This window comes from Photorhabdus antumapuensis, from assembly GCF_020387775.1.
GTDB lineage: Bacteria > Pseudomonadota > Gammaproteobacteria > Enterobacterales > Enterobacteriaceae > Photorhabdus > Photorhabdus antumapuensis.
On sequence record NZ_JAHZMK010000051.1, the window covers coordinates 16,566 to 41,823 of the forward strand.

Sequence of the window (25,258 nt, forward strand, 5' to 3'; positions counted from 1 at the left end):
TTGTTAAATTAACGCTACCTGATGGTCGTAATGGGATCATCATTATCGATAGGAGTTGCAATGTACTCTATGATTTTCCGTTTGACGTCAAAATAATTCCAGTATCCAATTCTCAGGCTATCGAGAAAATGAGGGACCGAAAATGATATACGGTCTGTTTCTACTTGTATGTTCTTCGACAAACTGCCAGTACATTCCTTACAGCCATACTTACCCGGATGAAAAAAACTGCATAGCAGATATGGAGATGCAAAGTCCTGGAATTTTTGAGTGTTACCCATTGGAGCCATAATTCACACTCAAAACTGATTAAGCTTAATCAGAAATCAAGTAACATAATGAATAGCATGATGGTAAATCCACTGACCGGAGAACCATCATGCAACCCTGGCAACCAGGACAACAGTTATTAACCAACTTCGATATTAAATTGGGAAGATTAGCAGCCAGTGTCAAAAATACATCTTGCAATCAGGGTGATATTACCCGTGTTTGTGCTGTCGTTGATCTGATTATTATATCAATGATGAGGCAAAACCATGTGAGGTAAATAAATGGTGAATATTGAATGTGTTCCCATATCCGCTTATTGCTATACAACAGGGGAAACAGTTGATGCAATTAATAAGCGCATTCAGCGCGGCGTTTGGCGTGATGGCGTACATGTATTGAAAGTTGAAGGTGTTAAGGAACGCTGGATTGATTTAAATGAGGTAGCTAAGTGGGCCAGGAAAAACAGTATAGTAAATTGCCCAGAGGAATTACAGTAAGGAAACATCGTTCTGGTGAAACTATAAATATCTCTTTTACATACAAGGGGGTTAAATGCCGAGAACCCCTCTCAAATCTAGAAGTGACACCCAAAAACATTAAATATGCCGAGCGCAAACTCGGCGAAATATATAATAAAATTGAACGAGATACTTTTATTTATGCTGAATATTTCCCTAATTCATCACGTTTAAAAATATTCGGAAATGTCAATAAAGGCAAAACAATAAAAGATTATTTAGATGAGTATTTAAAAATCTGTGAAACCCGAAATTTATCACCATCCACAATTAATGGATATAAAAAATGTAAAACTGCTCTATCTGAATTACATAAAATTCCCGTTGTAGAGCTAACACCAGCAATATTAAAAACTTGGATTCAAAAACGATCAACTGCTCTGAAAACAATCAGGAACAATCTGTCATTTTTACGAAGCGCCATAGATGAAGCAGTTACTGATTGCCTGATTAGTATGAATCCTGTGAATTTAGTCACAGCATCACGGTATCAAACTGAACGAATAGAAAACGATAACGAATATATTGTTGACCCTCTATCTCCTAACGAGGTTACTGCATTACTGTCAGCAGCAGGCAATAAACAAAAACAATGGGAAAATTTATTCCTTTTTGCGATACATACAGGGCTTAGAAGCTCCGAGTTATGCGCGCTTCGATGGCAAGATATCGACTTCATTGGCAAAACCGCACATGTCCAATCGGCACGAGTAGTAGGAATAATAAAAGGAACAAAGACAAAAGCCGGTACCAGAAAAGTTGAACTGGATACTAACGCTATGTCAGCCCTATTAAATCAGAAGGCATTCACTTTTATGAAAGGCGAAGTGGTCTTTGAGGACCCCAAAAAAGGTGAGGCTTGGGCAGGTGCAGATGCCATTCGTAAAAAAGCCTGGGTACCCACACTAAAAAAGGCGGGAATTCGGTATCGCAACCCTTATCAAACAAGGCACACATTTGCAACAAAGCACATCAGCCAAGGGGTTAATCTTTTCTGGCTTGCCGCTCAAATGGGGCATAAAGGTCCAGAGATGCTTTTCAGACATTATGGCTCATATCTGAAGGAATATGATAACAGCACATACAAACCTAAACAGGCCAGTAGTAGGACATGAAAGGAGCCACAAAGGATACGCGGCGAAGATATTTCATAAAAATGTTATGTATAACAATAAGATGCAAAACAATTAACGCGGGTTCAACTCCCGCCAGCTCCACCAAATTAGTAGGGACAGTGATAGGACAACAGCTTTAAAAACAGCGAGTTAGCAAAGTTGATTGGACACTGACCGGACGATGAAGGGACACAAAAGAATACGCAAAGGAGCCGCGGAGCTTTTGGAAAAACCAACCATAATTAGGTTGGTTTTTTTATGCCCGTAGCACAGCAACCAACTCCTCACAGTCAGGTGTTAATACTATACTCATTAAAAGGGCCAACACCTCTATTATAATGCAAAATGCTCCATCGGATCTCTGCCTCATAGGACATTATTTATAAATCCAGCACCTGATACCACCAGCTTTTGATGCACACATGTAACTCAACTTCATATAACAATCGCCTTAGTGATCGGTATTTCTGGTGTGGCATATCCTATGTTCATGGAGTTCGGTTTGTGCCACTTAAGCGGTCATTTTATTTACCAATGTCACCCTATCGGCGAAATGTCTATACTATGATGTGTCGATAAACAGTTTATATTTGTGGAGTAATTTTGAAACGTATACCGCCAGAATTGTTTAAGTCTGAGATGAAACGAAAAGGCTGGACGCGCCGCGAACTGGCTATACGGTGGGGCAAATCAGAAACATGGATCAGCAAAATAGTGAATAATATAGAACGGGATCAACACTGGAATGATGCCCTCAATGGACTACCTGAAAAAGAAAAGTCTAGGTAAACTATAGGTCACATTTTTATTGCAGAAAGGTGACCTATAGTTCATAATTCAACATTGAGAGACTATTTTCACTAACGCAGAGCTACCGGGCGGGCACCCGATAACCCTGCTTACCACAACTAACTATATGAGGTAGTTAATTATGGCTAAATGCGATAATAAAACAATTCGCCGAATTTCCCAAGCCGAACGTTTTGGCAAGGTAGCTAAAAACGGCATTTCTTTAAAAGGAAAATGGTTACAGGAGGCCGGATTTACCTTCGGAATGCCACTAAAGATCCGGGTGATGCCGGACTGTATTGTTATTACCGCCCAGAACACCCAGGAACTCTGGCAATGCCTGGAAGGACTGAGTATTGAGCCATTTAACCCCAATGCTGCTATTGACTGGATTAAGTATTATCCTGGTGGGTTGATGATTATCTAATAGACTAAAGCATAAATGGACTACACCTTTAAATGTTGGATGGTTATCCAACATTTTGAGGACGATTCAATCAGAGTAGTGCAGAAAAACCACATTTGATTAGACTTATCTAGCTATTGGGGGTCGGTTCAATTGGCCCTGATTCCATTATTCTAAGGGTTTTTCGGGCCAGTTAATATCTGACGCTGAATTAACATCAACGCGGTTCAATAATACTCTATATTTTTTTAACTCTGCTAACAGCGATTTTTCCTCATCACTCGACATCCCCAAATCTACAGCATCTTGTAACGGAGCGATCTGTTTACTTACAGTGAGCATAAGTTGCTGTTTCTTATGTTCTGATTGTTGCTGCTGTTCCCGTCTGAGCTTTATTTTATCACTTTCTGATATTATCCACTTTTCACTATCCCATTTGTGGTAAACAGATGGCGCTTGTTTTGTAAGAATTGGATAACCGTCTTTATCACTGACGATAGCAAAACCGCGTGATTGACCGTCAAGTAATTCATTGTGTTTTTCTGCTGTTATTTCAACACACTCTTCATGAGCTTCATTATAAAAAACACATTCTTTTCTGGAAAAATAGACCATTTATACCCCCCAAAATAATATATGTACAACTTTGCCTGGATTCTCATCATTGTTGGGAGTGCCTGCTTGATATTCAAATGTCGATAGTGTTGCATTACGTACTAATGTGTGACCAGTTGATGTATTGATACTCGACATGCTTGCAATATAGCCAAAAAGCTTATTTTTAAAAGAAATTGGATAATTTACCTTTATCCATGATTGTTGAGCTGATGGGACTTTAACCCATTGAATAATTATCCCCGTATCTCCACATTGCCACCAGCCATTTTCGGATTTTATAGCTGTATTTTGTAATGCAAGAGTACCACTTCTCTCAGGCGTTAATATATTGTAACGCCGCTGATTTTTGGGATCGTCAGAATAGATATGCAACAATTTCCCTTCAGAACCGTTAATTCCCAATACATACCCATCTTTCGATTTGAAACGCAATTTAGGAAAAGGAGTTTTACTGTCAATCAGTAAACTGCCAACAGTTGCGGTTTTATTGCTAGAAATACGCAAGAAAGTATTATCGCTCTCAGATTTAGCATAACTTCCCACATCGTCAGCATTCAAACTAATATCCCCAGCCAACGGCTTCCCGTTAATTTTCCGACTACTCGGCACGGCACTTTTCGCCAATTCTACCGTTTCCGATAAACCGATATTTTTTACAAATTCAGTTTTATTGAAGATGTCAGCGCCATTTTGATTTTTAGCGAGTTTACTATTTGCATTATCATTTACATCGGAAGCAAGTTTCTGAGTTGCTGCAAGTATATTACTGTTGCCTGTCTTGTCAGTAAGCTGAATAATTCCTTTTTGGGCTAATGTAGCATCGGGAATAAAATCTTGAGTTGCAAGCTCTCCCAGTCCTAAATTATTACGCGCTGTCGCTTTGTTATTAATATCAGATAAGTTATTGGCTTTCTGTAGAAATAACCTGTTAGGATCTGCTAACAGATTTTTCCAACCGGAAGCTAATGTACTATCCGGATCTGTATTGTTATCTTCTACCCCATTCCACCAAATTTTACTTCCATCATAACTGGCAACAATAGCCCCTTTAGGATAACCATCAGTGGCAGCGCTAAAATCAGCATCATACGAATACAGGCCACCAGACATTGAATAACGTATTGCGGCAGTAATATCATTCAATATCCCGTTCATATCCTTGCCAGATGGGGGAATTCCACCAGCAGATATTGCTGTCATCGTTAACGGGGGAAAACCGCTCTGATATGTAGCTATGCCTTTCGCCAAACTATTTTCAGTAGACTTTGTTGCAATTTCGTTATAATTCCCATCTTTTGCGAACGGAACAGTAATAAGAATAGGCTTTTCAGTTGATTTCACTTGTTGGTATCCTTTGAACGATTGAGACACTAACACCTGCCGGATATGGCAGCGCTCCTGATGTTTGAACAATTGCTAATTCTGCTGTTGATAGCTGAAATTCAAATACATAACTCATCTTCATATTTCCATCATCAGTGATATATGCGCGTCCGCTATCGCTAAACATATAAACAAGCATTCTGTTGATGTTTGGTATAGTGCAATCAGATATATTTGACATGGCTTTCATCATAATCAGCTTTCGATACATCTGATCTGATAGTTCAATAGTTTTTGTTTTTGATTCCCCGGCGTAAAATGGCGCCTGGTCAAATGGATTTGGATCTGTTGTTGTCGGGACGCCCAGCAAAGCTTCACCAAAGCCCAAATATTTTGCATTTTCATTAACAGTCAGCTGCCTGCTAACATTCACTATTTTTCCCCACACATCCAGCCCATACGTGTTTGCCGTGTCAATATTCCAAATCAGGTCGTAAAATGTATTAATAAATTCATTAGAGGAAACAGCAGCATTGAAACTTCGAATAAGTGAGTTGAGTTTTGGGCTAGCGGCATACTGAGCAAGAATAGTTGCTTCCACATTTTCCATTTATGAACCTACTAATTTCACGAATATATTATCTGTGTCAAGCGTTGGGATTTCATCAATACCAAAACTAATTGATGTTGAATAAGTAGTACCGTCACGGCTAAGTGTAATGCTGTAAATATCAACACTTGATGTATCTATGTTATAAACGCCTGAATAATATCTACCAGCAAATAATGTAGATGCTATTCTTGCTCGCATTCCACCATCTTCACCGTTAAATGCTTGCGCTATAGCTGATTTAACTTGCGTTTCAATATCAGCAGGAAGGTAATCGCTATCAGCAAGTGAGACGTCAACATAAACACGAATGGGCGTCGGTATCACATATTTAATTTCATATTCAGGGTAAGGCTGAACATAGTTTTCATCATCCACAATTGTGTGAGTTGTATTCCCGTTCGTAGGAATACCTGGAGGCTTTTTCTTCCATATTGCTCTAGCGACATCCTCAGTCTTTCCCCCATACACAGCAATATAAAGAGAGTTCGGCGCTATTTTGTATTTTGATACCCCGACTGTTTTTACTACCGAAGTATCATTTGAAATAACGTATGAGTCTGCTACCCCATTTACTTCTAATATTGCCGCATAAATGGCATGTAATGAGTTTGTCGCATTTTTAGCAACAGATTGTTTACGACGATACTCAAAATTAGCACGAGTTTCCTCATCTGTGCCAGGTACGCCAGCACTCGCATTACTGATACCAGACCAGCCTGGTACCGAGCTATAAATCGTGTTCAAATCATCAATTTGACATGCTAACGGCCCTGTTGTTGAGTTTTGGAAAACAACATCAACAGAGCCGCTGTCAGGGATCTTAGCCTCTGTTATTGAATGATAAAGATACCCTTTTTTATCTTGAGCAATACTACCAATTGGAATAACTGCATTAACTAACCCGGTACATGTTGCTGTTACCGTTGTTCCCGATGCTGGAATTCGGTCTAAAAAATAAATCCGCCCAATGGCATCTTGGAAACGTCCAGTTGCATAATCCGGGTTAATTTGATTGACGATAGCAAGTAACTGATCGTTCTTGTCAGCAATGATAGCCGCATCACTCATTGCCATTTGACCCTGCGGTGTTGTTAAACTGGTACTCATTGCACCGCCCATTGCTGTAGCCAAATCATTTAGCCGCCCATTTAAAATATCAACTTCGTCGGGTACAGTTAAACCTGTCTTTGTAAATGTTACGCTAGGAACACTTGTTGTCAGTACTACAGAGTTAGCCATCAGAAATTTACCACCGCTGATTGATTATTCGTGTCCGTTATTGTCATCGTGCCCACAATAGTTCTTTCGTCCCCGCTTATAGCTTTACAAATGGCAGACTGAACATAAGGTAACTTCATTGCTTCTTGTTGCATTTTGCTGTTAATTAATTGAATTCCGGGCCAATGACCAAGAATGTGCTGATAATAAGGAAGACCTAATGTTGTGTCGTACCAACACTCTCCCAGATATGTACTACAGGCACAAGCGACATCCTGAGCCACAGCATAAGGGTTATCAGTAATAGAGATATTTCCAGAATCATCTAACGTTAAATCCCATGATTTGATATCAAGAAGAAATGAGCGAGTTTGCATTTTCGATCCTTATAGAAATAAAAAAACCGCAATTAGCGGCATAAACAGTTGCTTTTGTCCCAAATTGGGACTAACATGACTTTATGAAAATCATCTCAGTCAGTACATTAAAACAGTTCTGGGAAACGTATCCCGATGCTGAACAACAGTTAAAAGCATGGTTTGACGAGGCCAAGAAAGCAACCTGGAAAACCCCTGCTGAAATTAAAGCCCAGTACCGCAATGCGAGTATTCTAAAAAACAATCGCGTGGTATTTAACATTAAAGGGAATAGCTACCGCCTGATAGTTTCCATCTTTTACCCCGCTGGCTGGGTGTACGTAAAATTCATTGGCACACATAAGCAATACGATGCTATAGATGCCAATACCGTAGAACCGGAGTAAATCATGCATATTAAACCCATCCGCACCGAACAAGACTATCAAGCAGCATTGAAGGCTGTTTCGCCACTTTTTGATAACCAATCAGAAATCGGAACACCTGAATTTGATTACATGGAAGTAATGGTTTTGCTGATTGAAGCATATGAGACCGAGCATTTCCCGATTGACCCGCCAGATCCGATTGAAGCTATCAAATTCAGAATGGAACAATCTGGGTTAACAGCAAAAGACCTGGTACCCGCCATCGGTAAAGTCAATCGTGTATACGAAATACTTAATCGCAAACGTAGCCTTACGCTACCGATGGTATGGAATTTACATAAAATGTTCGGAATACCAGCGGAAAGCTTAATCAAACCCGCTAAACACGCTTAGCATGATGGCTCAGATTTGAGCCATCCTTGGCTTGGGGGTTTAAAAATCAATAAATTCTATATTTTTCCCGCTGCTTTTAACGTGTTGTAGCTAGGAAGATAACGCTTTGGATTAACGACACATAGCTGCTGAAAAGCGGATGAAGCCTCTTCTCCCTGAGACAACATTGCTTCATCACGGTTCTCATAGTAATACCGGATAACATTCATTACTTGTTTCTCGTTTAGCATCAATTTTATTCCTTGATTTACAGCATTTTCCTTTTGAGCTTTATATACCGGGCTTTCAGTCGAGTAACTTCCTGTGCGTAACAGGACCTCTTCTGCGGGAGTAGAAGGATCTATATAGTTCAGTCCTGCACTCGCGGCATACTGCTGGAATATAGACTGGGACACACACATAGCGGAAATCTTTTCCTGCCGAGAAATGTCACTGTTTTCTGCCCCGGCGCTAAATACGCTGACAAAAAAAAGCCCCGTGACAATAATATTTGATGTTAGATTTCTACACATATTTTTATTCCGGTTTGTTGGTTTTTGAACCTCCAGATTTTACACCGCCATGAACGTGCGATGAAAGTTTAATCCCATCTCCTGTAATTTCACCCCTCGCTGTTACGGTTCCACCGAATGTTGCATTTCCACCGTTACCGCCACCACCTTGAATAACCGCACCATTTAATATAATAGATGGTGAGTTTATTGTGATTGAATTTGATGAAGTAATTTCCGTTGTCGGTGCGACTACATTAATTTTATTCGGTGAGACAATATTTATCTGATTATCTACGAATTCAACATATTGTTGTGGTTCTGCGTTTAAAACTCCACCCAGGTAAATTGCGTCTGAATAATTGTGTGTTCTTTTTGAACCCGGCAATGCCGGTGCTTTTGTTGCTATGACGCTGCTAATGTCGCGATCACAAATAGCGATTAGTCCAATATCTCCCACAACCGGGTTCATAATGACAGCACTGTTACCACGCTGGAGGCGAAATACTGGAACATTATAGATTATTCCATTCTCGATTTTTCTCCCGGTTCCCGTCATATTATGCACCATCGGCTTGACATCTACGGTTTTCCTATTCGATTTAATGATAAGACCCAGAGTGATAAAAACATGCTGACTGAGAAATTGCCTCATAACAAAATCAAGGGTATTCGCCTCACTATAAAAATCAGCTGGCTTTGTTGTTAATTTTGGCATTGTTGTCACCCTCCTCTTTTACGGGAGTACCGTTAAATGATGTGTGCCACTGACCACCATCAAGCCAGGATGTAAGATAGTGCTCCGCCCCTGTTATCAGATAAGTGCCGCTAGCATTCGGTAAAGAGGTTTCTATTTGTATCTTACGACCTAAAATAATTTCATTACTGAAAAGAATAGTTGCTGTTATTCCTACGCCAGTAAATATGGGATAGCCAATCAACCCATATTTGGAAGACGTAAATAACAATTTTTCAACTTTCGGTTGACCATGCGGCCAAATAGTCACTTTATCAATCCCGAAGTCAGTATCTATATCTAACGCATTTGCGGCTTGCTGGATTTGATTAACAACATTTCCAGTAAAATTAGGATTTGAGATAACACCTTTGGCGCCATAATTTTCAACCGTTAGATCGGCTTTTTTAGCCATTGCAGTAATAATATCGACAATATCCACATCTCCCGATGCCGTGAACGGTTCAACTTCCTTTGCTCTTAGGCCAAACATCACACTGGCTGTTATCGTCAGGGGGGCATCAGGTAACTGATTAAAATCTGCATAAGCATCACTGATAAAACCCTCGAATATGGCATTACCATCCGCCCATACACGCATTAAGTTGAATTTTGCACTACCAATCCAGATCCCGCGATAGCTCAACGTTGCCATTTGACTGGTTGTTAACCCCCAGATTTGTAATGTTATTTGTGTCCCTGATATGCCGCCCCACGCCGCTATGTTGACATAAGCGCGTGCATTTTCGATAGTCAGTATATTGTTACCGCTATCATCAAATGTCTTGCCGTCAACTAGCTGAAATTCAACTTTGATATTGCGTTGCTTGTACGTCATGGAGTCACCTCTCTTGGGAAAAGGTAATATAATTTGTAGCGCTGCCCTAACCCTTCCCAAAGGGGATCAGATGAACCATCCAGATCAGCAAAAAACAACTCACCCTGGAATCGTAAATAACTGTAACGAGCCATTTTATTGCAGTTGAGACACACAACTCCCTGCAATACAGGTTTATCATTTACGGTTAAGTCCATATATAAACCGGTGCTACGTTGATTGAGACGTATCATGCATGACTGCTCATTCAATGCCACCGTGAACTCCTGAGCCTTGGCCGCCCTGAGCGCTATTTCAATCACGTCAATTTCCTCGATAATTCTTCTACTGCATCATTGAGATGGTTAGTGGCACTCAATACAGAATCATTTAACGGACCGGTAATCGTTTCTGTCGCACGCTGGAAACCGGATGAAACTTTATCGGCAACTTGTGTTGCAGCACTGGAAACCGATTTTTTTAATCCAGTCAGGGCTTTTTTGACATCAGATAATGTGGCGTGTTTTGTTGCACCCGTTTTTTGTTCAGTGTTTTTGCTTGGACCTTTAGCCGTCTCATTCTTTGTTGTATTTGACTTATTAGTAACATTGCTGCTCATCGTTACTTCTGCAATGTCTTGCACAGCTTGGAAAACTGCGGTCACAATCAGCAATGTGACGCCGTTATCCTGCTTTATCCGATAATCGTACTTAATCAAATCGTAACTTGTGTAAGTGGTATCAGGGGTTTCAATATCGTAAATTTCGGCACTGGATACCATCTTATTCAGTGTCTCCAGGACATCAGAACGGGACGTTAACGTGAGATTTGTCAGATTAGGCATAGAACCAGAAAAGCCGGTCCATCCTTCAAATGAAAATGTCACATGAACTTCACCGGGCCGCTGCACTTTGTTGTACGATGTGTAGCCACCTTTCTCTATCGGTGCAGTGGTGATAGATGCCTCTCGTGTGACTTCTACTGCAATGAATGAGGTGGGCGTAAACGGCTTATCACCAACGTTCTGTCCGGATGCATAATAAATACCATACCCTGGGGATATCATACTGTTAACAGCAGACAGCAGGTTGCCGCTACGGAACGCGCTAAGTACCGTTGTTTGATTGAGAGAAAATGCCATTATCCGGTTACCCCCGTTGAATAGCTTGTTGCCAGCGTTGATCCACCTATTTTCTGTCGGGCATCGTCAACCACGCCTTTTACGTTGTTAGCGCTAGAGCTGACTTGAATAGTTCCGATGTGGTAACTCTCAGAAACAGAGGAGGTTCGGTTGTTATTTACCGTATTCGAATGACGTTGTGCCGCCACATGAGCGCCAGGTTGCGGCATATTCGCCAAGACTTTTGGGATATAATCGCGGGTTTCTTTTGGTGCGGCACCCAGTCCTTTACGAAGAACATTTCCTTGTCCCCAGTTATAAGCCGCCAGCGCTTTACTCAAATCGCCATCAAACATTCTCATTAGCTGAAATAAATATTTTGCCGCGGCTTCCGAAGATTTTACCGGATCAAAGACGTCATCATCCTTTAACCCAAAATTTCTAGCTGTACCTGGCATAAATTGAAATAAGCCCCTGGCACCTGCTTTGGATACAGCATACTGATTACCTCCCGATTCCGTCATGGCAACACTACGTAACAAACCCTCCGGTAACCCGAACTGCTGCTCAAGCTGCGCTAATTTCGGTGATAGCCAACCCAGTAATTTCATGCCGGTAGTATTTGATGTATTATCAAAGGATGACATTTCATCTGTCACAGCTTGAGGGATCAACAAATCAATTAACTTATTAATTGAATCGGTCAGCTTATCTAACGCGGTTTTTAACCAATTATTGCTGTATTCCAGCCGCTGCTGTCTTTCATCTTCTGCCCGAATAATCCGGTCGTTTTCGCTGCGTTTTTCTTCCTCTTTGACTTCTTTAACTACGGTCTTATCTGGCTTAGAGGCTTTGCCCTCCAGTTTTGCCTGATAAGCTTCATATTCTTTTTTACTAAAAAAAGGCGTCCAGTCGCTTGCCAGATAAACCCCATACGAATCCAGTGTATTTTTGGCCTCCTCTCCGACAATCGAAGTCGCGACTGACTCTACAGGATCATATAACGCATACCCGATAGCGCCATATATCCCAGCTTTCCCTATAGCCCCTTTGCCTAGCAATCCGCCGCCACCTTGCCCCATTTTCAGCATGGATGAAGCCGCGCGATAAATTCCCCATAGCCATCCCGCAAACTTCAACCCGATCAGACCAATGATGACGTTACCCCAACCGCCCACGGCATCCGCAGCCTGATTAGCAACTGAGATAATAAAACTCATTTTATCGAGAAAACCGCTGACCACTTTTTTAATCTCTTCCGGATGCTTATTCATCCAATCAGCTAAATCCTTTAGCCAGATATTGAATTGATTGATGTATGGCAAAAGGGCATTAAACAGAATGTAGCCTGTTTTCTCAAAACTCTGGCTTATCTCTGTCCACTGTTCACGGAAACGACGCGCAGCGACAACAGATTTATCATCCACACCTGAATTAGCTGTAAATTTATCCACATCTTTGAGTGCGTGACCGGACGAGAACCACTGCTGCGCGGCGTAACCGAATCCCAGTTCACCGCCATAAGCTTGTTGTTGATCTTTATTGAGCCTGGGAAAAACACCGGTCAGCTTGCGCATGATGGATTCGGTACTTTCTGAGGTAATATCAATATCCACACTCGCTTGTGACGCCGTTTTTAACAGCGTCTCAAGCGCCGGATCAAGCGCAACACCTGATTTTAACCGGGCTTTGGCATCATTAATGCGTGAAAATGCCCCGACAATCTCATTTGCGCTCACCCCGAATGCTTGACCCGCTTTTGTCCAGCCATCAAGCGCCTTAGCCGACATGCCGAATGCATCAGCAACAGTACTTAACTGATTGAGATTGCCGGTAAAGCTGGCCACAAAACTTTTCAGTCCACCGAGTGAGACCGTAACACCCGCCAAAGCCAGGATCTGACCCTTTATGCTGGAAAAGAAAGAGGCGGCTTTCTTTCCTGCCGTCTCCATTTCTTTTGCCACTTTTTCAGTTTTCTTGCCGGTTTTGTCTAATGATTTACTGGTTTTCTTTTCGCCATCATTAAACGAGTCAACCAGTTTTTGCATCACCTGAGCCAGGCCACCGATCCCGGCAATTACCGCGGTTTCACCTGCACTAAATTCAGTCGCGTCCAGTCCCAGCGTTATAACAAGTTCATCTATAATGTTTGCCATCAGTTTTTACCCTGCTGTAAAACGTAAGCATTGTGATTATCGACCTGAATAATCTCGATTAACTGCCAAAGATCCTCCACTCCATAAACTGTATCCAGCTCGTGGAGTGTCGCTCTTCCTGATGAGATAACGGTCGCTATTGTGCCTGGGACATTTGTATAACTGATGATACCGAATGGCTTTGAAATGCTGGAATAGCGCGGCGGGATTACGATTGGTCGGCGGTTTTGAAAAAATCCACGTGTAACTTAAGCACCTCTGCGCGCAATTTCAGCCGGGTAACAATTTCTTCAATGTCACTGTCGATCAGTTCACGTTTGATTTTTTTATCTGCCGGATTCGGGACCATCTGTACACAACCCATCAATTCATCAAGTAATGGCCTGGCTTCATCAGGAGCAATGCGAGAAATTGCTTTCAATCCAACCACCGCTAATGCAGCCATGCCTAAATCCCGAAAATTATCGGGGATATCCAACCCTTCTCTCCCCATTGCCATCAATGCACGAATAGCCCACCATTCAGCCTGTGAAGCGGGCATTTCCTGAATGTAAAAAAGCTTTCCTTTGTCGCGATTATCATCATTCATAGTGATGAAGGTTTCTTTACGTGCCATTAGCTATATGCCTCACCTGTTATTGATTCCCACTCAATGACGGCCTGTGCCGCTTGTAAAACTTTTCCTGCGTCCGGCATGGTTTTCCATTGCTTCAGAACGCCGTTCACCAATGTGTATTTACGCCCGATAGCCGGAAGAATAACCGTCGCATTACATCTGAACACAGCAACGCTAGTACGTGATGTCGTCGCCCAGGTATCAAAAATGGTGCGACTTTCCGAATCAGGCATAATATGGATCGTCTGATTGATATTGCCGTAGATAAAACCCGCTGACAGTTTACCGTCCGCCCCACGCACAGTTTCAGCCAAATCTAACGCCTCAGTTTCGAAAATGTTATCTGCCGCAAATCCCTGTAATTGCACACCAGACGGATATAAATTAGTGACTGTCAGGGTAATGACCGCATCAGCAGAAGTGATTGTGTCTAACATTATTGAACCTCCGTAGATGCCATTTCGAATTTCTGAATACTGCCACCGTCGCAATACCACAGTGTACAGCTTGGGCTGGTGCGATTTGCACGCATAGAGGCAGACATTTCCCCGATATACAAGTAATAACCCTTCGCGATTATTGACGTTGAAACATCAGTTCCCACGGCGTTAATAATTTCCAGCTTTTGGGCAGCCGATAATGTTACACCTGATCGGATACCGCCCCACAACTTAAACCGCTGGATAACATCACTCATTGAGGCTTCCACCAGCGCACGGCCAGCCGTGTTATAAGGGATAGTCTTATTGGATTTGAACAAGGCAATAACCGCACCCTGCAAATTCGCATTCAGCCAGATTTGGCCACAGAAGGAATCTAACCACTTAAAATCACCGGTTATTGTGCCATCAGCCCAATAATTTTCGGTGATGTTATTGGCGGCATAATTGCCATAGAAGTTATATCCATTAGCAATCAATGCATCATAAACATCAGAATCGATCACATCAGGACTGAGGCCGTTCAATTCTCTGAATTTGAATGGAACACGCCCCTCCGTTCGCTCAAAATCCAGCACTGCCGCATACCCCAATACCGCTGCCGGTTTCATATTATCAGAGCAGAAAACAGGAACGACACTCCCGTAGCGATTAATACCAATAATTTTATGGGCGAGAGTTTCCTGGCTGCCTTTCACTTTTGCCGTGCCGCTTGTTGTCCAGGCAACATAGAAATAGCGATATGCCTGACTACTAGCCCACGCGGATAATGCAAGATGCTGTTCATCTGTGCATTCAAATACCGTCGTAAAACCGGCCCATTGCTGAGACTGCGTTTTAATCACGGCAAATAGATCAGGAACCGCCGACACCGTAGCCCCCTGAGAAACCGTTGCCCCTAGTGCGCCAGTGAACTTAAGAGCCTCGGCCCCATCACCAGTACCATAGGTGATACTTGTATCTTCCGGTTTAATGCTGCCAGAAGCAACATTGATGATGAAAGCTTTACGGGTGGTATCGAACACAACCGTTACTGCCTTACCAATTGCTGTTTCAATGCTCTTTGCTGCATCCGCAAAGGATTTAACCCCATCAAGATTGATTGTGGCATTTATTGCTGTGCCATTGATATTGAATTTCAACGTACCGGACATTTTTTGCAGATCGGTAATAGCTACCCCATTAAAAGAACCTGAACGTAACCAGGCCGATACTGCCGCTCGATTAAATCGCGAAAACAGTAATTGGCCGGGTGTCTTTGTACAGTTGTTGTACCCTGAAAAATAAATAGCCGCCATGCTATATTCTTCGGATGCACCACCGAAATATGCCGCCACATCTTCTTTAGTTGAGAACGACAGCACCGTACCTACAGGCGCATATATATTATCTGTCAGTAATAATCCATTGAGATCAACAGCATTACCCGCTGCCGACAGCACCCCCGGATTAATTCTCACGTCTTTACTGATTGGAATTGCCATGAATAGACTCCACTGTTTTAGTGTTCAGCGTAATACTGTCGAAAAATAGTTGTTCTGTTGTCACAACGGAGTTGATTTGAGCGGTAAATTCAAATGTCCAACGCGACTCATATTGCTGTTCACCATTAATCATCGTCGTCTGAATCGGATCGCTGGCATAAAGCGGTGCCATATCGATACCTGATCTCTTGAATAGCTCACTTGCATGTTCAGTACGCACTGTCGTTGCAATAATGTAAGCATCCTCATGAGCGAACTGACCGTAACAGTCAATTTGACATGTCCAGCGTGTCGTCCGAGTGATTAGATTCTCCCCCATACCTGCCGCTGCTGGTGCGTTATAGACCACTACACTTGTTGATAAACCAGTGCTGTTCAATGGTGTCATAACAATAAAATCACTATCCGGCATCGGTGAACGATTTACCTGAGATAAAATAACGCTACGCTCAGGTATTAAGGCCATTAAAAAACCGCGTAATGCGGTTATTATATCGTCTTGCGTTATATTTATCGTTACCACTATTGTTCCCCACGCTGCAATGTAACAGCGAATTTGCACCAATCCGGCCACGCTTCCAAAATCTGCACTATCAACCACGCTTCACCATTAATAATCAGCAGATCACCCCCTTGCTGCCTGGGACGGTTGACGGTATTAAAATTGCCATTCACATAAGCCGCTTTGAGTATGCCCTGAATATTCAAACCGTTTGTATGTTGCAGATCAGTAAAAGTCAGTGGCTGGATTTGTGCGGTAACGGGTGTTGTGATGTATTTCGGGATTTGCTTGCCACTGGGTGCTATATCATATCCCGCACTTACCCGTATCTCCCCAGGTGAGTGCGGATTAACAACCCCGACAGCACCAGATGCAATGCCATGCAAGTTCATTCATTCCCCTCATCAACCACATAATCAACACTGTTCAGCATATGTTTGGTGTGACGTAACGGCGCATCAAATCCCTTTTTAGCTATAGTGGATTTTTCATTAGCCGGTGAAGTGAAAGAACGAATGGATTGCTGAATTTGCCCCTTAATAACTTCCCCGGTCATTCGTAATGCCACATCTCCGTTCATATCATTATCCCTCAGACACTGTGCGACAGTATCACCCCATTCATTAGCATGTTCGTTGATAGTGTTACGAAAAAACGGACGGGGCCGCCTGTTTCGCCCCGGATCACCGATCTCGTTACTGATTGCCACCATTGCAACCGAAGTGCCATCGGGATAAGTCGCATCTTTGAGAAAACCAGCCCGCAATTTTTTGCCTTCACCCACTCTTTTAGCTAATTGCTTTAAATAGCGTTTTGCGGCATCACTCCCCTTGATACTGCTCGACATTAGCGCCTCCCTTGAGTCCGTGGGTAGTAATATGACGGATAGTGAGAGGGAGAGCTGCCGGGGATGTAACGCATAGTTCTGTATTGTGCTGTTGCCTGCCAGTACATAGCCCCGTATTTCGTCTGCAAGAACCAAGCAGCACGTTCACTCACAGCGCCCATATCAGCCGAAACGGAAACAGACCCCTCGCTTGCGCTGCTAACCCGCCCCACGAGCGGATTGGCCGCTGTTCCGCTAGCAGATAAACGATTAAGTTCAGCAATATGAGCAACAAGCATATTCAGTAACATTGCGCGTAGCTCAAGCTCACTAACTGGGCTTTGGGCCGTATTGTTAAGATAGAGTGTTGCTTCAATAAAATAGGCATCCAGCAGAACATCACTGACAGAAGAAAACTCTGGGTAACGAATGCGAAACTTCACGACATCAAAAACAACAACAAAGCCCATTAGCTTAATCCTCTTCTTTTCGCTGCTCGATATTCTTACCCGGTTTTTTGGGGTCGATAGGCTCCAACCCGTTCTTTAACTCGGCTTTTTCCTCAGCTTCCGTCCGGGCCTCTTTGAGCTTTTCCTGAGCAAAAATAAGCCCATTTTTGACTAATTTCGTATCGGCATGGAGTTCCAGATATTTGTCAAAAAATGCTTTATCAACATCATATGTCAGTCCATAACCACCAATAATTGTTGATGAATTTATCCCGTTTAGCGTCACGCGATTCTCATCAATTTCAATCATTAACCCGTGGGGCAATTTACACCCCACAATGACTGTCGCCATTTAAACCCCCAACATTTGTGCAATAGCGTGTGGATAACGAATAATCGCCCCCCACGTACCGGCTGATTTCTTTTGTTTAAAACTAGATGAACTCACAACAACCGCGTGTGCCCGCATTTTTTCAGTAAATGAGGCATAAGCCGTTTTTTCACCATCAAGCGTATCGGCAATCAATTGAACCAGCTCCCCCGCTTCTGTACTGTATTCAACCGCCGTTTCAATCGTCAGATTCGGAAAATTCTTTTTCAACTGATCGGTAACATTAACGTTGTATTGGTTGGTTTTTGTCAGATTGACTTCCGCTGTTGGCGACATACACAGCTTCAACGGATCTGTTCGCTCCACCAGCCCTTCTGTCTGTTTTGTCAGCTGTTTAAATAAGCGTTGAGAAATATCGTCATAAATTGCCTGCCCGTCTTTGGTTTCCCACGTTGTACCATTGGATTTTCCGTTTGCCGCCGGTATTACCGGCGCACTTAACCCCGGATCATTCAACAGTCCATAGTTTTTAAGTCCCGCAATACCATAGAAATAAGACTTATTCATAAACTTGTTTAGGGTTAATGCGCTTGCGGTATTAAGTTGCGCCGCTCGATTGATACGGGCCGTACCGTACATATCCAGCTCACGCTCCCCCCAGACAGTAAATGTTTGGAAATGATAGCTCTGGCGTTCCACCCAGTTCACGTTAGCATCTGACATGCCATTATTGCTGTGATCACCGTATGAGCTCACTTCACCTGTTGATTCTTCAACCGGAAATTGGGTTGTCAGCGTTGTCCAGTCACCTTTTTTATCTTCACCGATAATTTCAGCCGCTCTCATCGGCGTGACCAACACACGAACCAACTCAGGATCGAGATAGTTAGTCAAATACGCAGGAACACCGGCGTTACTCACGGTCACCATAGCAGGCTGTGCATCCATAGCTAATGTATAGTTATTAGCATATTGGGGATTTAAGTAATCGACGGCCTGCGGTACTACAATGCCGTATTCCCCTTCAATATATTGAAAATCTACGTGTCGTTTCATTAGCTCCAGCTCCCCATTTTGACTAATTCACCCGCACCAGCAGCGGTACCAGCAACGAATTTGGTTTCGATAAAATCAGTGATAGTTTTTCCCGCTGCGGCGGTCTGTACCTCACCCGTTTTTAAGGATGCGTAAATCTTATCCCCAACTTTTGCGGGCGTACTTGTTCGTACCGTAAAATCACCCGCAGTAAATAAAGTGACTTCACGTCCGGGTTGGATCAGCATAGATGCTTCCCCCAGCCAAAGAGTGATAGATGCTTGTCCGTCACGCCCCACAAAACCAGACGGAGCACCCGCCCCCTTGTTCGAGACGACACCATCAATCACCCAGGCAAAACGCCCAACAGTTACCCCATCGTCACCCGCAATCAGCGTGCCGTCCCCTGCTAACAAAGTGGCGCTAGGGTTAGTACTGGCAAATGCTCCCTCAATGCCGGGGGCTGGATAGTGATTAATTTTGTTCGGAAAACCCATAGTTAAACCCTCACTAATTTAGATGCGGTGGGAAAACGTTTTTCAAAAGAATCTATAGCCGCAGAATCCATTGCCAGGCGGGCTTTAGGTTTTGCTGACTCGGCTATACTGATCTGCATTTTCACTAAAGAACGATAAGCGGACGGATGAACGCCGGTTGTATCAACACCCACCTCATCAAGCGCAACTCTATAAATTTCGTCAGCAGAATCCATTGCTACTACATCACCGATGAGGGGTTTAACCTCAGCCTCAGCAATGCGAATAGCATTAATGCGATTCACTGTATCTTTCTCTATCTTCCGAGTAGCTGCACGAATAGCCGCATCCATTGCGGGCTTACTAACGCTATCCTCTTCCGGCTCTGGTTTATTATCGGGATCATCGTCCTGCGCAGGCGTGCCTGAAATTAACGCCCGGATTTTTTCCAAGTCTTCCTCTGGCAATTTACCCGCAAGCAGTTCAAGCACTTGCGCACAGATATCATCATCCTGCGCGGGTGGCTCCGCTGGCTCCTGTGTCTCCGCATCATCAGCAACAGCTTCAATGATTGAGGCAAGCTCCGCTGAGTCGATTTCCATATCCTGAGCCAGAAGGGTACCGAATTTATTTTTCGCCGCTTCCGCTATACTTTTCGCGCTATCACCCGCTTTCAGTAATGAGGCAATTTCTTTCGGTGCGGCATCTTGTGCTAATTTCGGCTGCAAGTATGCCCCCAGCGCCGCACGTACAGCGACAGACACCATTTTCTTATTTAACTTCATGTGTTTTAACTCCAGAGGGAGGGAATCGCAGACAACAACATCTGCACCGGCTCGCCCTTCTTCAACAAGAGCGACATGGTTCCCGACGATATCACGCATAACACCATCATGATGAATGCCGTCATACGTGCCGGGGGTCATATCAGCTACGTAGTGATACGCCGCTGACAATTCTTTTTGTTCATCCGATTCAATAGCCGCTATAGATTCAGCATCCCAAATTGCCAAGCTGTTTTTCAGGTATGTACCATCGAACATAGAATTTGATCCCGTTGTACCGACAATCAATTCTGTTGAAGGTTTGGCCGCCGTGACGGGAATGTGTTTTTTCAATAACGGCAGGTTATTGAAAGTTGCAGCCCCTTTCTCTAATTCATCAGGGGCACGCAACAGTTTGTACATACGATTAGGATCAAGCCTTAATCCTTGCCAGTTCGGGATTTCTCTTCCGTAATACGATGATACCGTCGCCTTAGAGATAGGACTTTCAGCAACATGCAAACGCCCGTCTCTGTCGTATGAGCGTACAGAAGCCCGATCTAACGCCAGACCGTGATTCATAATATTTCTCGGATTAATTAGTTGTTTAGTTTAGGAATGACGACCTGCCAACCACACCCGCAATTGATTTCTTCACCAGGCATGATCCATTTGCCGTCAATATAAAGCCCTTTTGATAAATCGAACTCTTTACCATCCGCTTTCAAGTGTGATTGACGAAATTTTTTTGCTGCACGACTGTGCCGCCAGATACCCGTTTTAAAACCGATTGAACGCTGCCGGGCAGATTGCATAACAGAAGTTGCTTTGTTGTTCTGGTCACGAGCAATCAGTGCTGCGCGGCGCTTAGTCATGCCGTAACGCTCTTGCAAGGCTTTTGTCAGCGTTCCAAGATCACGCCCTCTTGCTACGGATTGCATTACTAACGTTTCAACTTGGGATAAATATTGCCGTGGAATACTTTTAATCAACCCAACATTCTCACCAATAACCGCCTGTAGCGCGTTATTCATTTCTGTCGTCATCGTGAACGGTGTCGAAATATGTACCGCATCTAATGCATGGGTTAACGAGGCATCCATGTTATCCATTGATAAAGCCGCGAATTTTTTCGCCAGTTTGTCAGCTAAATCATTAAACCGCTTTAACCAACGCCGGGTTAATTTTCGCATTGCTGAACGCATCAACATCGCCGGGCTAGCATCCATTGCCATTGCTGCACCGCTGTTCTTATAGTTGGCGGATACCCAGTAAATCACTGAGTTATTCATCTCATCCACCAGCTTATATAGCTGCCTGATGTACCACACCCGAACACCGGCATTAGGTTTAATTTGCCGGAGTGTTTGAAGGGGATCAGATGATGTTTTCCGTGTTGTCCTCTTCTTCGATATCATCTTCTTTGTCGATTTCATCATTGATTTCCAGAGAGTGATACGGGCTGTTTTCATCGTTGGCTAGACGTTCGCGGGCTTCATCTGTACTAATCACATTTGCAGCAATTAGTACTGAATCAGTATCTGCATCGGTCTTACGTATGCTGGCTTTTTGTTCATCAGTCATCTGATACAGCGGTTCGAATGTAAAGCTAATATCAGGATCAATTTCGCCAAATTCGGATAATTGAATAATATCAATCATTCGTGCCAGCCCATCTTTCACCAACATCTGCAAGGTAGCAATAAAGTCATAGAAAACACGGATTTCCCCATCAGATGACGCATTTAGCCCACTCGGTGTGATACCTGTAAAAATAACTAACGGTATGCTACTGACTGAACTCATATGTTCCTGAGACTGGGCTTGCAGTGAATCAAGGCCGCTCAGCGGTGTATTGAACTGGAAAAACTCCTCTTCATTATCCAGCATCATTACCCCCCGGTTATCACGCATTCTATTAAACAATTCCGCACGATAAATTAACTGATCGGGATTATTCGTCTGTCCCTGTAACGTCGATTGAAGATTGGTTTTAAATCCAGATACAGAGAATGAATGGATCAAATCAGATACGCTATCACGTGTTCTATACCAGTTTTGTACATAAGATTCTGCAATCTGAGTCAGTGATAAGCCGCCGAAATTATACGCAGGTTTAAACATATCGGTTAATGGCCGGGTGATAAATGTAATCAAACGACTGTCATGTACAGTCTTTGCCATCACATACCAACTTGACGGCTTATAGAAGTCATTGCTCAACGGGTTGTTAGCGTTATAAATCCCCGGATATGTCCATATTGGTTCAATAACGTTAAAACCAATAAGACTTCCTTTTGTGATTTTTTTAGGTGACAGAAATAATCTAGACTCAAGTTCAACCGGATCGGTTGCAGCAAGCACACCTTTTGATGTTCGCACGTCAATATAAATCTGACCGCGCCCAAAAAAGCCATCATGCTCAATGGCCTTTTTTAACCGTTCACGAACGTGGAATTTTTCAATAGCCTCATTAAGCACTTTGATTTTATCGGATTTGTCATCATCCCCCACTGATGTTAGCTTTATCCACTTGCGAGTCATTTCCCCTGCAATGGTGCCTACCATTTTCCGATATTCGGGTAATTGTGACAGTTGGGCCAGATAAGGATAACCGGGAAAACCCACATCTCCCGATATACCACCTGTCCCCGTCACATATTCATAAGGCGTAGAATCCATTGCCATTAATGCGGACAACTGTTCAGTGGGAACAACACCAGGAGGGGGGCTGTACGGTTCAATAGGCCGAGCTATTTTTCGTTCTGTTATCGATCCTACAGTATCCGGATGTATATTCATCGGCTGAGGTGCTGATTGATCAATAGCCTGTTCAACTGGCGAAGCCTCCGCTTTCTTTTTATGTCTGAATCTGAAAAACATTAAATTCGCCCCAACAGATTTTTAGATATACGAAGTGGGTTGTTTTTACCTGTGATATAACCATCCAGCGAATAACGTACCGCATCCCAACAATGGTTATGTTTGTCGAGCACCACCGGCAGGACTTCACCGGTCAGACGGTCGGTCTTGTATGAATAGAGTCTTGCCTCATCAATCATGTGCTTACAGCGTTCATGAATAATGATTTCTTCAAAGCCTTTAAGGTAAGTGATCCCGTCTTCGACACTTCCGGGCCATTTTGTCGCACCATCGATAACGAACCCTTGCCGCGACAAATAACTGATTGTTTCAGGTCGGCTGCAATCACCATGAATAGGCCACTTTCTAGACTCTGGAATTGAGTCATAGAACTGGGCCATTTCATCCAGTTCAACGCCTATCCCATAGGCTTCATATTCAATATATAGTTTGGTACCGATAATGAAGCAGCGAATTAATGTTGACGGGTCATTAGCGAAACCGAAGTCAGCCCCATAGAAAAGCCGGTCAGCTTCTAGCCATAGCTCATCAGAAAATGCTTCAACCCGGTACTTGCCAGAGAAAATAACCGCTTCACTGAGTGCTTTTGGTAATCCAAGCCAGATATGCTCATACGCTTCATAGTCGATGCGTTTGCAGTATTCCATTTCCTGCCGGAGTACGTCAGGGAAAAAGGCGTTATCGCAATAGTTAACTTTGCGGATAATCACGCCACCATCGGGCGGATCTTCCTGATGCCGAGTCATCAGTTTGTATGTCGGGTCTTCCTCTTCTCTGGGGTTGAAAGACACCCAGACTTCGGATTTATTAGCACGAACTGTCGGACCAAGAATATCCCAACTATCTTGTGAAACAGTCTGGGCCTCTTCAACCCAACAGATCTTAATGCCATGCATCGACTTGATGCTTTGAATGTTGTTTCGAAGACCTTTAAACGTGAAACGAGTGCCATTCCGACCTTCTATCTCGTTGTTCTTGACTTTGTAGAAGTGGGACAGCCCAAGATCAATGATTTGAGCCTCAAGCAGGGCAAGGACGGAATCGTTAATAGAGTTTTGGAATTCGCGCGCGCAGAGAATCGTCATTGGTTCTATTACGCCCAACAATACCAGCGCACGGGCAATCTCTACCGATTTACCGCCACCCCGCCCGCCATACGTCCAACGCCAGCGGACAGAACCCAATGCACTGTCATATAAAACCTCTGTCGCCCAGTCACTACTAAAGGCGTACAGAACACCATCTATGATGACTGGGCTATTGATTTTCCCTCGCGCAGTTTCTCCATGTGAGTTGACCAGACATCAGCCGGACAATTAGCTGGCGTGACAATGCAGACCTTTCCGTAACTCAATCCAGAGAGATCGACATTGACCTCAGTCTTATTGCTGTTCATGTCGATACCGGTAAGCTGCGCGGCATTTTTAATATTGGGTGCAACCTGCCCAAACTTCTTATCTGCTAACGCTTCCTTCCCGGCACGAAACGACAACTCGGCAAGATGTCCAGCATTGAATGAAACAAGGAGCGCCGCTTCGTTTCTTAATTCTCGTATGCGAGCTTTTATCTCCGGTCTGCGTATCAATATGGATGATTGAGAATCAGCGCGAGCCGGAGAGTAACCAGCGCATATTGCCGCCTCTTTCATCGGCATACCCGCAGCTATGTTCTGAGCAAACTGTTCGTATTGCGGCTTTAAAATCCCTGCGGTTCCCTGCGAACTTTCTGCGAACTTTTCAGACTCCAAGATATTACTGGTACTACTTGCTACCTGACTTTGCGCCTGGTTCGCATCAGGTTCGCACTGCGTACTTTCAACAATAGTGCGAACCCATTCCTCAGTTTTCGCTCTCTTTCGAATCGCTGCATCACTAATACCGTGTTGTTTGGCAATCTCCCTGATTGAGAGAAGGCCAAAACGGTAATCACGCTCTATTCCCTCCCAGTCAGTATTTTTTGCCATCTCTTTACCTTAAAAATAAAAATCCCCCTTCATAGAAGGGGGCATTGATTTCGCCCCAGAGGGGCGCTATTAGTTCAGACTCTCAGAGCCTTCACTTCACATCCCTTTCAGCGATAATTGATTGTCCTCATGTTCCTGCTTCTCTTGGTACTTCACAT

The 25,258-nt window shown here is 43.5% G+C and carries 33 protein-coding genes; 7 read left to right on the top strand and 26 right to left on the bottom strand.

From position 1 onward, the window contains the following. Positions 1 to 379 precede the first annotated feature (379 nt). The 5 genes from KZ793_RS18435 (at position 380) to KZ793_RS18455 (ending at position 3,122) form a co-directional block, all read left to right on the top strand. A complete protein-coding gene (locus KZ793_RS18435; protein WP_167337833.1) occupies positions 380 to 550 on the top strand; it encodes a hypothetical protein in 171 nt (56 codons plus the stop codon). 4 nt (positions 551 to 554) lie between these two features. Then, positions 555 to 770 carry a hypothetical protein gene (locus KZ793_RS18440; RefSeq protein WP_049582256.1) on the top strand — a complete coding sequence of 72 codons (216 nt, stop codon included), beginning with the start codon at positions 555 to 557 and terminating at the stop codon, positions 768 to 770. Beyond that, positions 722 to 1,906 carry an Arm DNA-binding domain-containing protein gene (locus KZ793_RS18445; RefSeq protein ID WP_225816655.1) on the top strand — a complete coding sequence of 395 codons (1,185 nt, stop codon included), beginning with the start codon at positions 722 to 724 and terminating at the stop codon, positions 1,904 to 1,906. Before KZ793_RS18440 ends, KZ793_RS18445 begins: the two co-directional genes overlap by 49 nt. Positions 1,907 to 2,509: 603 nt before the next feature. Beyond that, entirely contained in the window at positions 2,510 to 2,695 is a 186-nt protein-coding gene (locus tag KZ793_RS18450) for an XRE family transcriptional regulator (RefSeq protein ID WP_225816656.1), read from the top strand. Between the two features lie 142 nt (positions 2,696 to 2,837). Beyond that, positions 2,838 to 3,122 (top strand): SymE family type I addiction module toxin, encoded by a 285-nt coding sequence (locus KZ793_RS18455; RefSeq protein WP_225816657.1) that lies wholly within the window; start codon positions 2,838 to 2,840, stop codon positions 3,120 to 3,122. 147 nt (positions 3,123 to 3,269) lie between these two features. On the opposite strand, the gene KZ793_RS18460 is transcribed toward KZ793_RS18455, so the two are convergent. The 5 genes from KZ793_RS18460 to KZ793_RS18480 are packed head-to-tail and all read right to left on the bottom strand — an operon-like array spanning position 3,270 to position 7,250. Continuing rightward, on the bottom strand, positions 3,270 to 3,716 hold the full coding sequence (locus KZ793_RS18460; RefSeq protein WP_225816658.1) for a tail fiber assembly protein: 447 nt from the start codon (positions 3,714 to 3,716) through the stop codon (positions 3,270 to 3,272). Continuing rightward, on the bottom strand, positions 3,717 to 5,060 hold the full coding sequence (locus tag KZ793_RS18465) for a phage tail protein (protein WP_225816659.1): 1,344 nt from the start codon (positions 5,058 to 5,060) through the stop codon (positions 3,717 to 3,719). It lies immediately after the preceding gene. Then, the gene (locus KZ793_RS18470; protein WP_225816660.1) at positions 5,047 to 5,652 is read right to left on the bottom strand and encodes a DUF2612 domain-containing protein; all 606 of its coding nucleotides are present in this window, start codon (positions 5,650 to 5,652) and stop codon (positions 5,047 to 5,049) included. The genes KZ793_RS18465 and KZ793_RS18470 overlap by 14 nt, the downstream gene beginning before the upstream one ends. Further along, positions 5,653 to 6,894: a baseplate J/gp47 family protein gene (locus KZ793_RS18475; protein WP_225816661.1), complete on the bottom strand. Its 1,242-nt coding sequence runs from the start codon at positions 6,892 to 6,894 to the stop codon at positions 5,653 to 5,655. It lies immediately after the preceding gene. After that, complete coding sequence (locus KZ793_RS18480; protein ID WP_225816662.1) at positions 6,894 to 7,250, bottom strand: hypothetical protein; 357 nt, start codon at positions 7,248 to 7,250, stop codon at positions 6,894 to 6,896. The genes KZ793_RS18475 and KZ793_RS18480 overlap by 1 nt, the downstream gene beginning before the upstream one ends. Before the next feature lie 83 nt (positions 7,251 to 7,333). Here KZ793_RS18480 and KZ793_RS18485 point away from each other — a divergent pair, with 83 nt between their 5' ends. Both KZ793_RS18485 and KZ793_RS18490 read left to right on the top strand, forming a co-directional pair. Continuing rightward, positions 7,334 to 7,636: a type II toxin-antitoxin system HigB family toxin gene (locus KZ793_RS18485; RefSeq protein ID WP_049582215.1), complete on the top strand. Its 303-nt coding sequence runs from the start codon at positions 7,334 to 7,336 to the stop codon at positions 7,634 to 7,636. A gap of 3 nt (positions 7,637 to 7,639) precedes the next feature. Beyond that, on the top strand, positions 7,640 to 8,011 hold the full coding sequence (locus tag KZ793_RS18490) for a helix-turn-helix domain-containing protein (RefSeq protein WP_225816663.1): 372 nt from the start codon (positions 7,640 to 7,642) through the stop codon (positions 8,009 to 8,011). A gap of 56 nt (positions 8,012 to 8,067) precedes the next feature. On the opposite strand, the gene KZ793_RS18495 is transcribed toward KZ793_RS18490, so the two are convergent. From KZ793_RS18495 to KZ793_RS18600, 21 genes are all read right to left on the bottom strand, one after another. Continuing rightward, positions 8,068 to 8,523: a hypothetical protein gene (locus KZ793_RS18495; protein ID WP_225816664.1), complete on the bottom strand. Its 456-nt coding sequence runs from the start codon at positions 8,521 to 8,523 to the stop codon at positions 8,068 to 8,070. A gap of 4 nt (positions 8,524 to 8,527) precedes the next feature. Continuing rightward, the gene (locus tag KZ793_RS18500) at positions 8,528 to 9,220 is read right to left on the bottom strand and encodes a Gp138 family membrane-puncturing spike protein (RefSeq protein WP_225816665.1); all 693 of its coding nucleotides are present in this window, start codon (positions 9,218 to 9,220) and stop codon (positions 8,528 to 8,530) included. Further along, complete coding sequence (locus KZ793_RS18505) at positions 9,192 to 10,076, bottom strand: baseplate hub protein (RefSeq protein ID WP_225816666.1); 885 nt, start codon at positions 10,074 to 10,076, stop codon at positions 9,192 to 9,194. The genes KZ793_RS18500 and KZ793_RS18505 overlap by 29 nt, the downstream gene beginning before the upstream one ends. After that, positions 10,073 to 10,378 (bottom strand): phage baseplate plug family protein, encoded by a 306-nt coding sequence (locus tag KZ793_RS18510; RefSeq protein ID WP_225816667.1) that lies wholly within the window; start codon positions 10,376 to 10,378, stop codon positions 10,073 to 10,075. The genes KZ793_RS18505 and KZ793_RS18510 overlap by 4 nt, the downstream gene beginning before the upstream one ends. Next, positions 10,375 to 11,196 (bottom strand): phage baseplate protein, encoded by an 822-nt coding sequence (locus KZ793_RS18515; RefSeq protein WP_225816668.1) that lies wholly within the window; start codon positions 11,194 to 11,196, stop codon positions 10,375 to 10,377. Before KZ793_RS18515 ends, KZ793_RS18510 begins: the two co-directional genes overlap by 4 nt. Further along, positions 11,196 to 13,331 (bottom strand): lytic transglycosylase domain-containing protein, encoded by a 2,136-nt coding sequence (locus KZ793_RS18520; protein ID WP_225816669.1) that lies wholly within the window; start codon positions 13,329 to 13,331, stop codon positions 11,196 to 11,198. Before KZ793_RS18520 ends, KZ793_RS18515 begins: the two co-directional genes overlap by 1 nt. A 208-nt stretch (positions 13,332 to 13,539) precedes the next feature. After that, positions 13,540 to 13,947, bottom strand: a complete 408-nt coding sequence (locus KZ793_RS18530; protein ID WP_225816670.1) for a hypothetical protein — start codon at positions 13,945 to 13,947, stop codon at positions 13,540 to 13,542. Next, positions 13,947 to 14,384 (bottom strand): phage tail fiber protein, encoded by a 438-nt coding sequence (locus KZ793_RS18535; protein WP_225816671.1) that lies wholly within the window; start codon positions 14,382 to 14,384, stop codon positions 13,947 to 13,949. Before KZ793_RS18535 ends, KZ793_RS18530 begins: the two co-directional genes overlap by 1 nt. Next, positions 14,384 to 15,871 carry a DUF3383 domain-containing protein gene (locus KZ793_RS18540; protein WP_225816672.1) on the bottom strand — a complete coding sequence of 496 codons (1,488 nt, stop codon included), beginning with the start codon at positions 15,869 to 15,871 and terminating at the stop codon, positions 14,384 to 14,386. Before KZ793_RS18540 ends, KZ793_RS18535 begins: the two co-directional genes overlap by 1 nt. Continuing rightward, positions 15,852 to 16,394: a phage neck terminator protein gene (locus KZ793_RS18545; RefSeq protein ID WP_225816673.1), complete on the bottom strand. Its 543-nt coding sequence runs from the start codon at positions 16,392 to 16,394 to the stop codon at positions 15,852 to 15,854. The genes KZ793_RS18540 and KZ793_RS18545 overlap by 20 nt, the downstream gene beginning before the upstream one ends. Continuing rightward, positions 16,394 to 16,765, bottom strand: a complete 372-nt coding sequence (locus KZ793_RS18550; RefSeq protein WP_225816674.1) for a hypothetical protein — start codon at positions 16,763 to 16,765, stop codon at positions 16,394 to 16,396. The genes KZ793_RS18545 and KZ793_RS18550 overlap by 1 nt, the downstream gene beginning before the upstream one ends. Next, entirely contained in the window at positions 16,762 to 17,220 is a 459-nt protein-coding gene (locus tag KZ793_RS18555; protein WP_225816675.1) for a hypothetical protein, read from the bottom strand. Before KZ793_RS18555 ends, KZ793_RS18550 begins: the two co-directional genes overlap by 4 nt. Beyond that, the gene (locus KZ793_RS18560; RefSeq protein WP_225816676.1) at positions 17,220 to 17,669 is read right to left on the bottom strand and encodes a DUF4054 domain-containing protein; all 450 of its coding nucleotides are present in this window, start codon (positions 17,667 to 17,669) and stop codon (positions 17,220 to 17,222) included. Before KZ793_RS18560 ends, KZ793_RS18555 begins: the two co-directional genes overlap by 1 nt. Positions 17,670 to 17,673: 4 nt before the next feature. Continuing rightward, positions 17,674 to 18,000 (bottom strand): hypothetical protein, encoded by a 327-nt coding sequence (locus tag KZ793_RS18565; RefSeq protein ID WP_225816677.1) that lies wholly within the window; start codon positions 17,998 to 18,000, stop codon positions 17,674 to 17,676. After that, the gene (locus KZ793_RS18570; protein ID WP_225816678.1) at positions 18,001 to 19,035 is read right to left on the bottom strand and encodes a major capsid family protein; all 1,035 of its coding nucleotides are present in this window, start codon (positions 19,033 to 19,035) and stop codon (positions 18,001 to 18,003) included. Then, positions 19,035 to 19,511 carry a structural cement protein Gp24 gene (locus tag KZ793_RS18575; protein WP_214086150.1) on the bottom strand — a complete coding sequence of 159 codons (477 nt, stop codon included), beginning with the start codon at positions 19,509 to 19,511 and terminating at the stop codon, positions 19,035 to 19,037. The genes KZ793_RS18570 and KZ793_RS18575 overlap by 1 nt, the downstream gene beginning before the upstream one ends. A gap of 2 nt (positions 19,512 to 19,513) precedes the next feature. Beyond that, positions 19,514 to 20,836, bottom strand: a complete 1,323-nt coding sequence (locus KZ793_RS18580) for a DUF2213 domain-containing protein (RefSeq protein ID WP_225816679.1) — start codon at positions 20,834 to 20,836, stop codon at positions 19,514 to 19,516. Between the two features lie 17 nt (positions 20,837 to 20,853). Then, the gene (locus KZ793_RS18585) at positions 20,854 to 21,546 is read right to left on the bottom strand and encodes a phage head morphogenesis protein (RefSeq protein ID WP_225816686.1); all 693 of its coding nucleotides are present in this window, start codon (positions 21,544 to 21,546) and stop codon (positions 20,854 to 20,856) included. Between the two features lie 85 nt (positions 21,547 to 21,631). Continuing rightward, positions 21,632 to 23,137, bottom strand: a complete 1,506-nt coding sequence (locus KZ793_RS18590; protein WP_225816680.1) for a DUF1073 domain-containing protein — start codon at positions 23,135 to 23,137, stop codon at positions 21,632 to 21,634. Beyond that, positions 23,137 to 24,321 (bottom strand): PBSX family phage terminase large subunit, encoded by a 1,185-nt coding sequence (locus tag KZ793_RS18595; RefSeq protein WP_225816681.1) that lies wholly within the window; start codon positions 24,319 to 24,321, stop codon positions 23,137 to 23,139. The genes KZ793_RS18590 and KZ793_RS18595 overlap by 1 nt, the downstream gene beginning before the upstream one ends. 59 nt (positions 24,322 to 24,380) lie before the next feature. Next, entirely contained in the window at positions 24,381 to 25,100 is a 720-nt protein-coding gene (locus tag KZ793_RS18600; RefSeq protein WP_225816682.1) for a terminase small subunit, read from the bottom strand. Positions 25,101 to 25,258: the final 158 nt, after the last annotated feature.

Bases quoted from the DNA above. Each gene is read 5' to 3' on its own strand.
- KZ793_RS18435 (WP_167337833.1), top strand. From the start codon at position 380: ATGCAACCCTGGCAACCAGGACAACAGTTATTAACCAACTTCGATATT.
- KZ793_RS18440 (WP_049582256.1), top strand. From the start codon at position 555: ATGGTGAATATTGAATGTGTTCCCATATCCGCTTATTGCTATACAACA.
- KZ793_RS18455 (WP_225816657.1), top strand. From the start codon at position 2,838: ATGGCTAAATGCGATAATAAAACAATTCGCCGAATTTCCCAAGCCGAA.
- KZ793_RS18460 (WP_225816658.1), bottom strand. From the start codon at position 3,716: ATGGTCTATTTTTCCAGAAAAGAATGTGTTTTTTATAATGAAGCTCAT.
- KZ793_RS18470 (WP_225816660.1), bottom strand. From the start codon at position 5,652: ATGGAAAATGTGGAAGCAACTATTCTTGCTCAGTATGCCGCTAGCCCA.
- KZ793_RS18475 (WP_225816661.1), bottom strand. From the start codon at position 6,894: ATGGCTAACTCTGTAGTACTGACAACAAGTGTTCCTAGCGTAACATTT.
- KZ793_RS18480 (WP_225816662.1), bottom strand. From the start codon at position 7,250: ATGCAAACTCGCTCATTTCTTCTTGATATCAAATCATGGGATTTAACG.
- KZ793_RS18485 (WP_049582215.1), top strand. From the start codon at position 7,334: ATGAAAATCATCTCAGTCAGTACATTAAAACAGTTCTGGGAAACGTAT.
- KZ793_RS18490 (WP_225816663.1), top strand. From the start codon at position 7,640: ATGCATATTAAACCCATCCGCACCGAACAAGACTATCAAGCAGCATTG.
- KZ793_RS18495 (WP_225816664.1), bottom strand. From the start codon at position 8,523: ATGTGTAGAAATCTAACATCAAATATTATTGTCACGGGGCTTTTTTTT.
- KZ793_RS18500 (WP_225816665.1), bottom strand. From the start codon at position 9,220: ATGCCAAAATTAACAACAAAGCCAGCTGATTTTTATAGTGAGGCGAAT.
- KZ793_RS18505 (WP_225816666.1), bottom strand. From the start codon at position 10,076: ATGACGTACAAGCAACGCAATATCAAAGTTGAATTTCAGCTAGTTGAC.
- KZ793_RS18515 (WP_225816668.1), bottom strand. From the start codon at position 11,196: ATGGCATTTTCTCTCAATCAAACAACGGTACTTAGCGCGTTCCGTAGC.
- KZ793_RS18520 (WP_225816669.1), bottom strand. From the start codon at position 13,331: ATGGCAAACATTATAGATGAACTTGTTATAACGCTGGGACTGGACGCG.
- KZ793_RS18530 (WP_225816670.1), bottom strand. From the start codon at position 13,947: ATGGCACGTAAAGAAACCTTCATCACTATGAATGATGATAATCGCGAC.
- KZ793_RS18535 (WP_225816671.1), bottom strand. From the start codon at position 14,384: ATGTTAGACACAATCACTTCTGCTGATGCGGTCATTACCCTGACAGTC.
- KZ793_RS18540 (WP_225816672.1), bottom strand. From the start codon at position 15,871: ATGGCAATTCCAATCAGTAAAGACGTGAGAATTAATCCGGGGGTGCTG.
- KZ793_RS18550 (WP_225816674.1), bottom strand. From the start codon at position 16,765: ATGAACTTGCATGGCATTGCATCTGGTGCTGTCGGGGTTGTTAATCCG.
- KZ793_RS18555 (WP_225816675.1), bottom strand. From the start codon at position 17,220: ATGTCGAGCAGTATCAAGGGGAGTGATGCCGCAAAACGCTATTTAAAG.
- KZ793_RS18560 (WP_225816676.1), bottom strand. From the start codon at position 17,669: ATGGGCTTTGTTGTTGTTTTTGATGTCGTGAAGTTTCGCATTCGTTAC.
- KZ793_RS18565 (WP_225816677.1), bottom strand. From the start codon at position 18,000: ATGGCGACAGTCATTGTGGGGTGTAAATTGCCCCACGGGTTAATGATT.
- KZ793_RS18570 (WP_225816678.1), bottom strand. From the start codon at position 19,035: ATGAAACGACACGTAGATTTTCAATATATTGAAGGGGAATACGGCATT.
- KZ793_RS18575 (WP_214086150.1), bottom strand. From the start codon at position 19,511: ATGGGTTTTCCGAACAAAATTAATCACTATCCAGCCCCCGGCATTGAG.
- KZ793_RS18580 (WP_225816679.1), bottom strand. From the start codon at position 20,836: ATGAATCACGGTCTGGCGTTAGATCGGGCTTCTGTACGCTCATACGAC.
- KZ793_RS18585 (WP_225816686.1), bottom strand. From the start codon at position 21,546: ATGAATAACTCAGTGATTTACTGGGTATCCGCCAACTATAAGAACAGC.
- KZ793_RS18590 (WP_225816680.1), bottom strand. From the start codon at position 23,137: ATGTTTTTCAGATTCAGACATAAAAAGAAAGCGGAGGCTTCGCCAGTT.
- KZ793_RS18600 (WP_225816682.1), bottom strand. From the start codon at position 25,100: ATGGCAAAAAATACTGACTGGGAGGGAATAGAGCGTGATTACCGTTTT.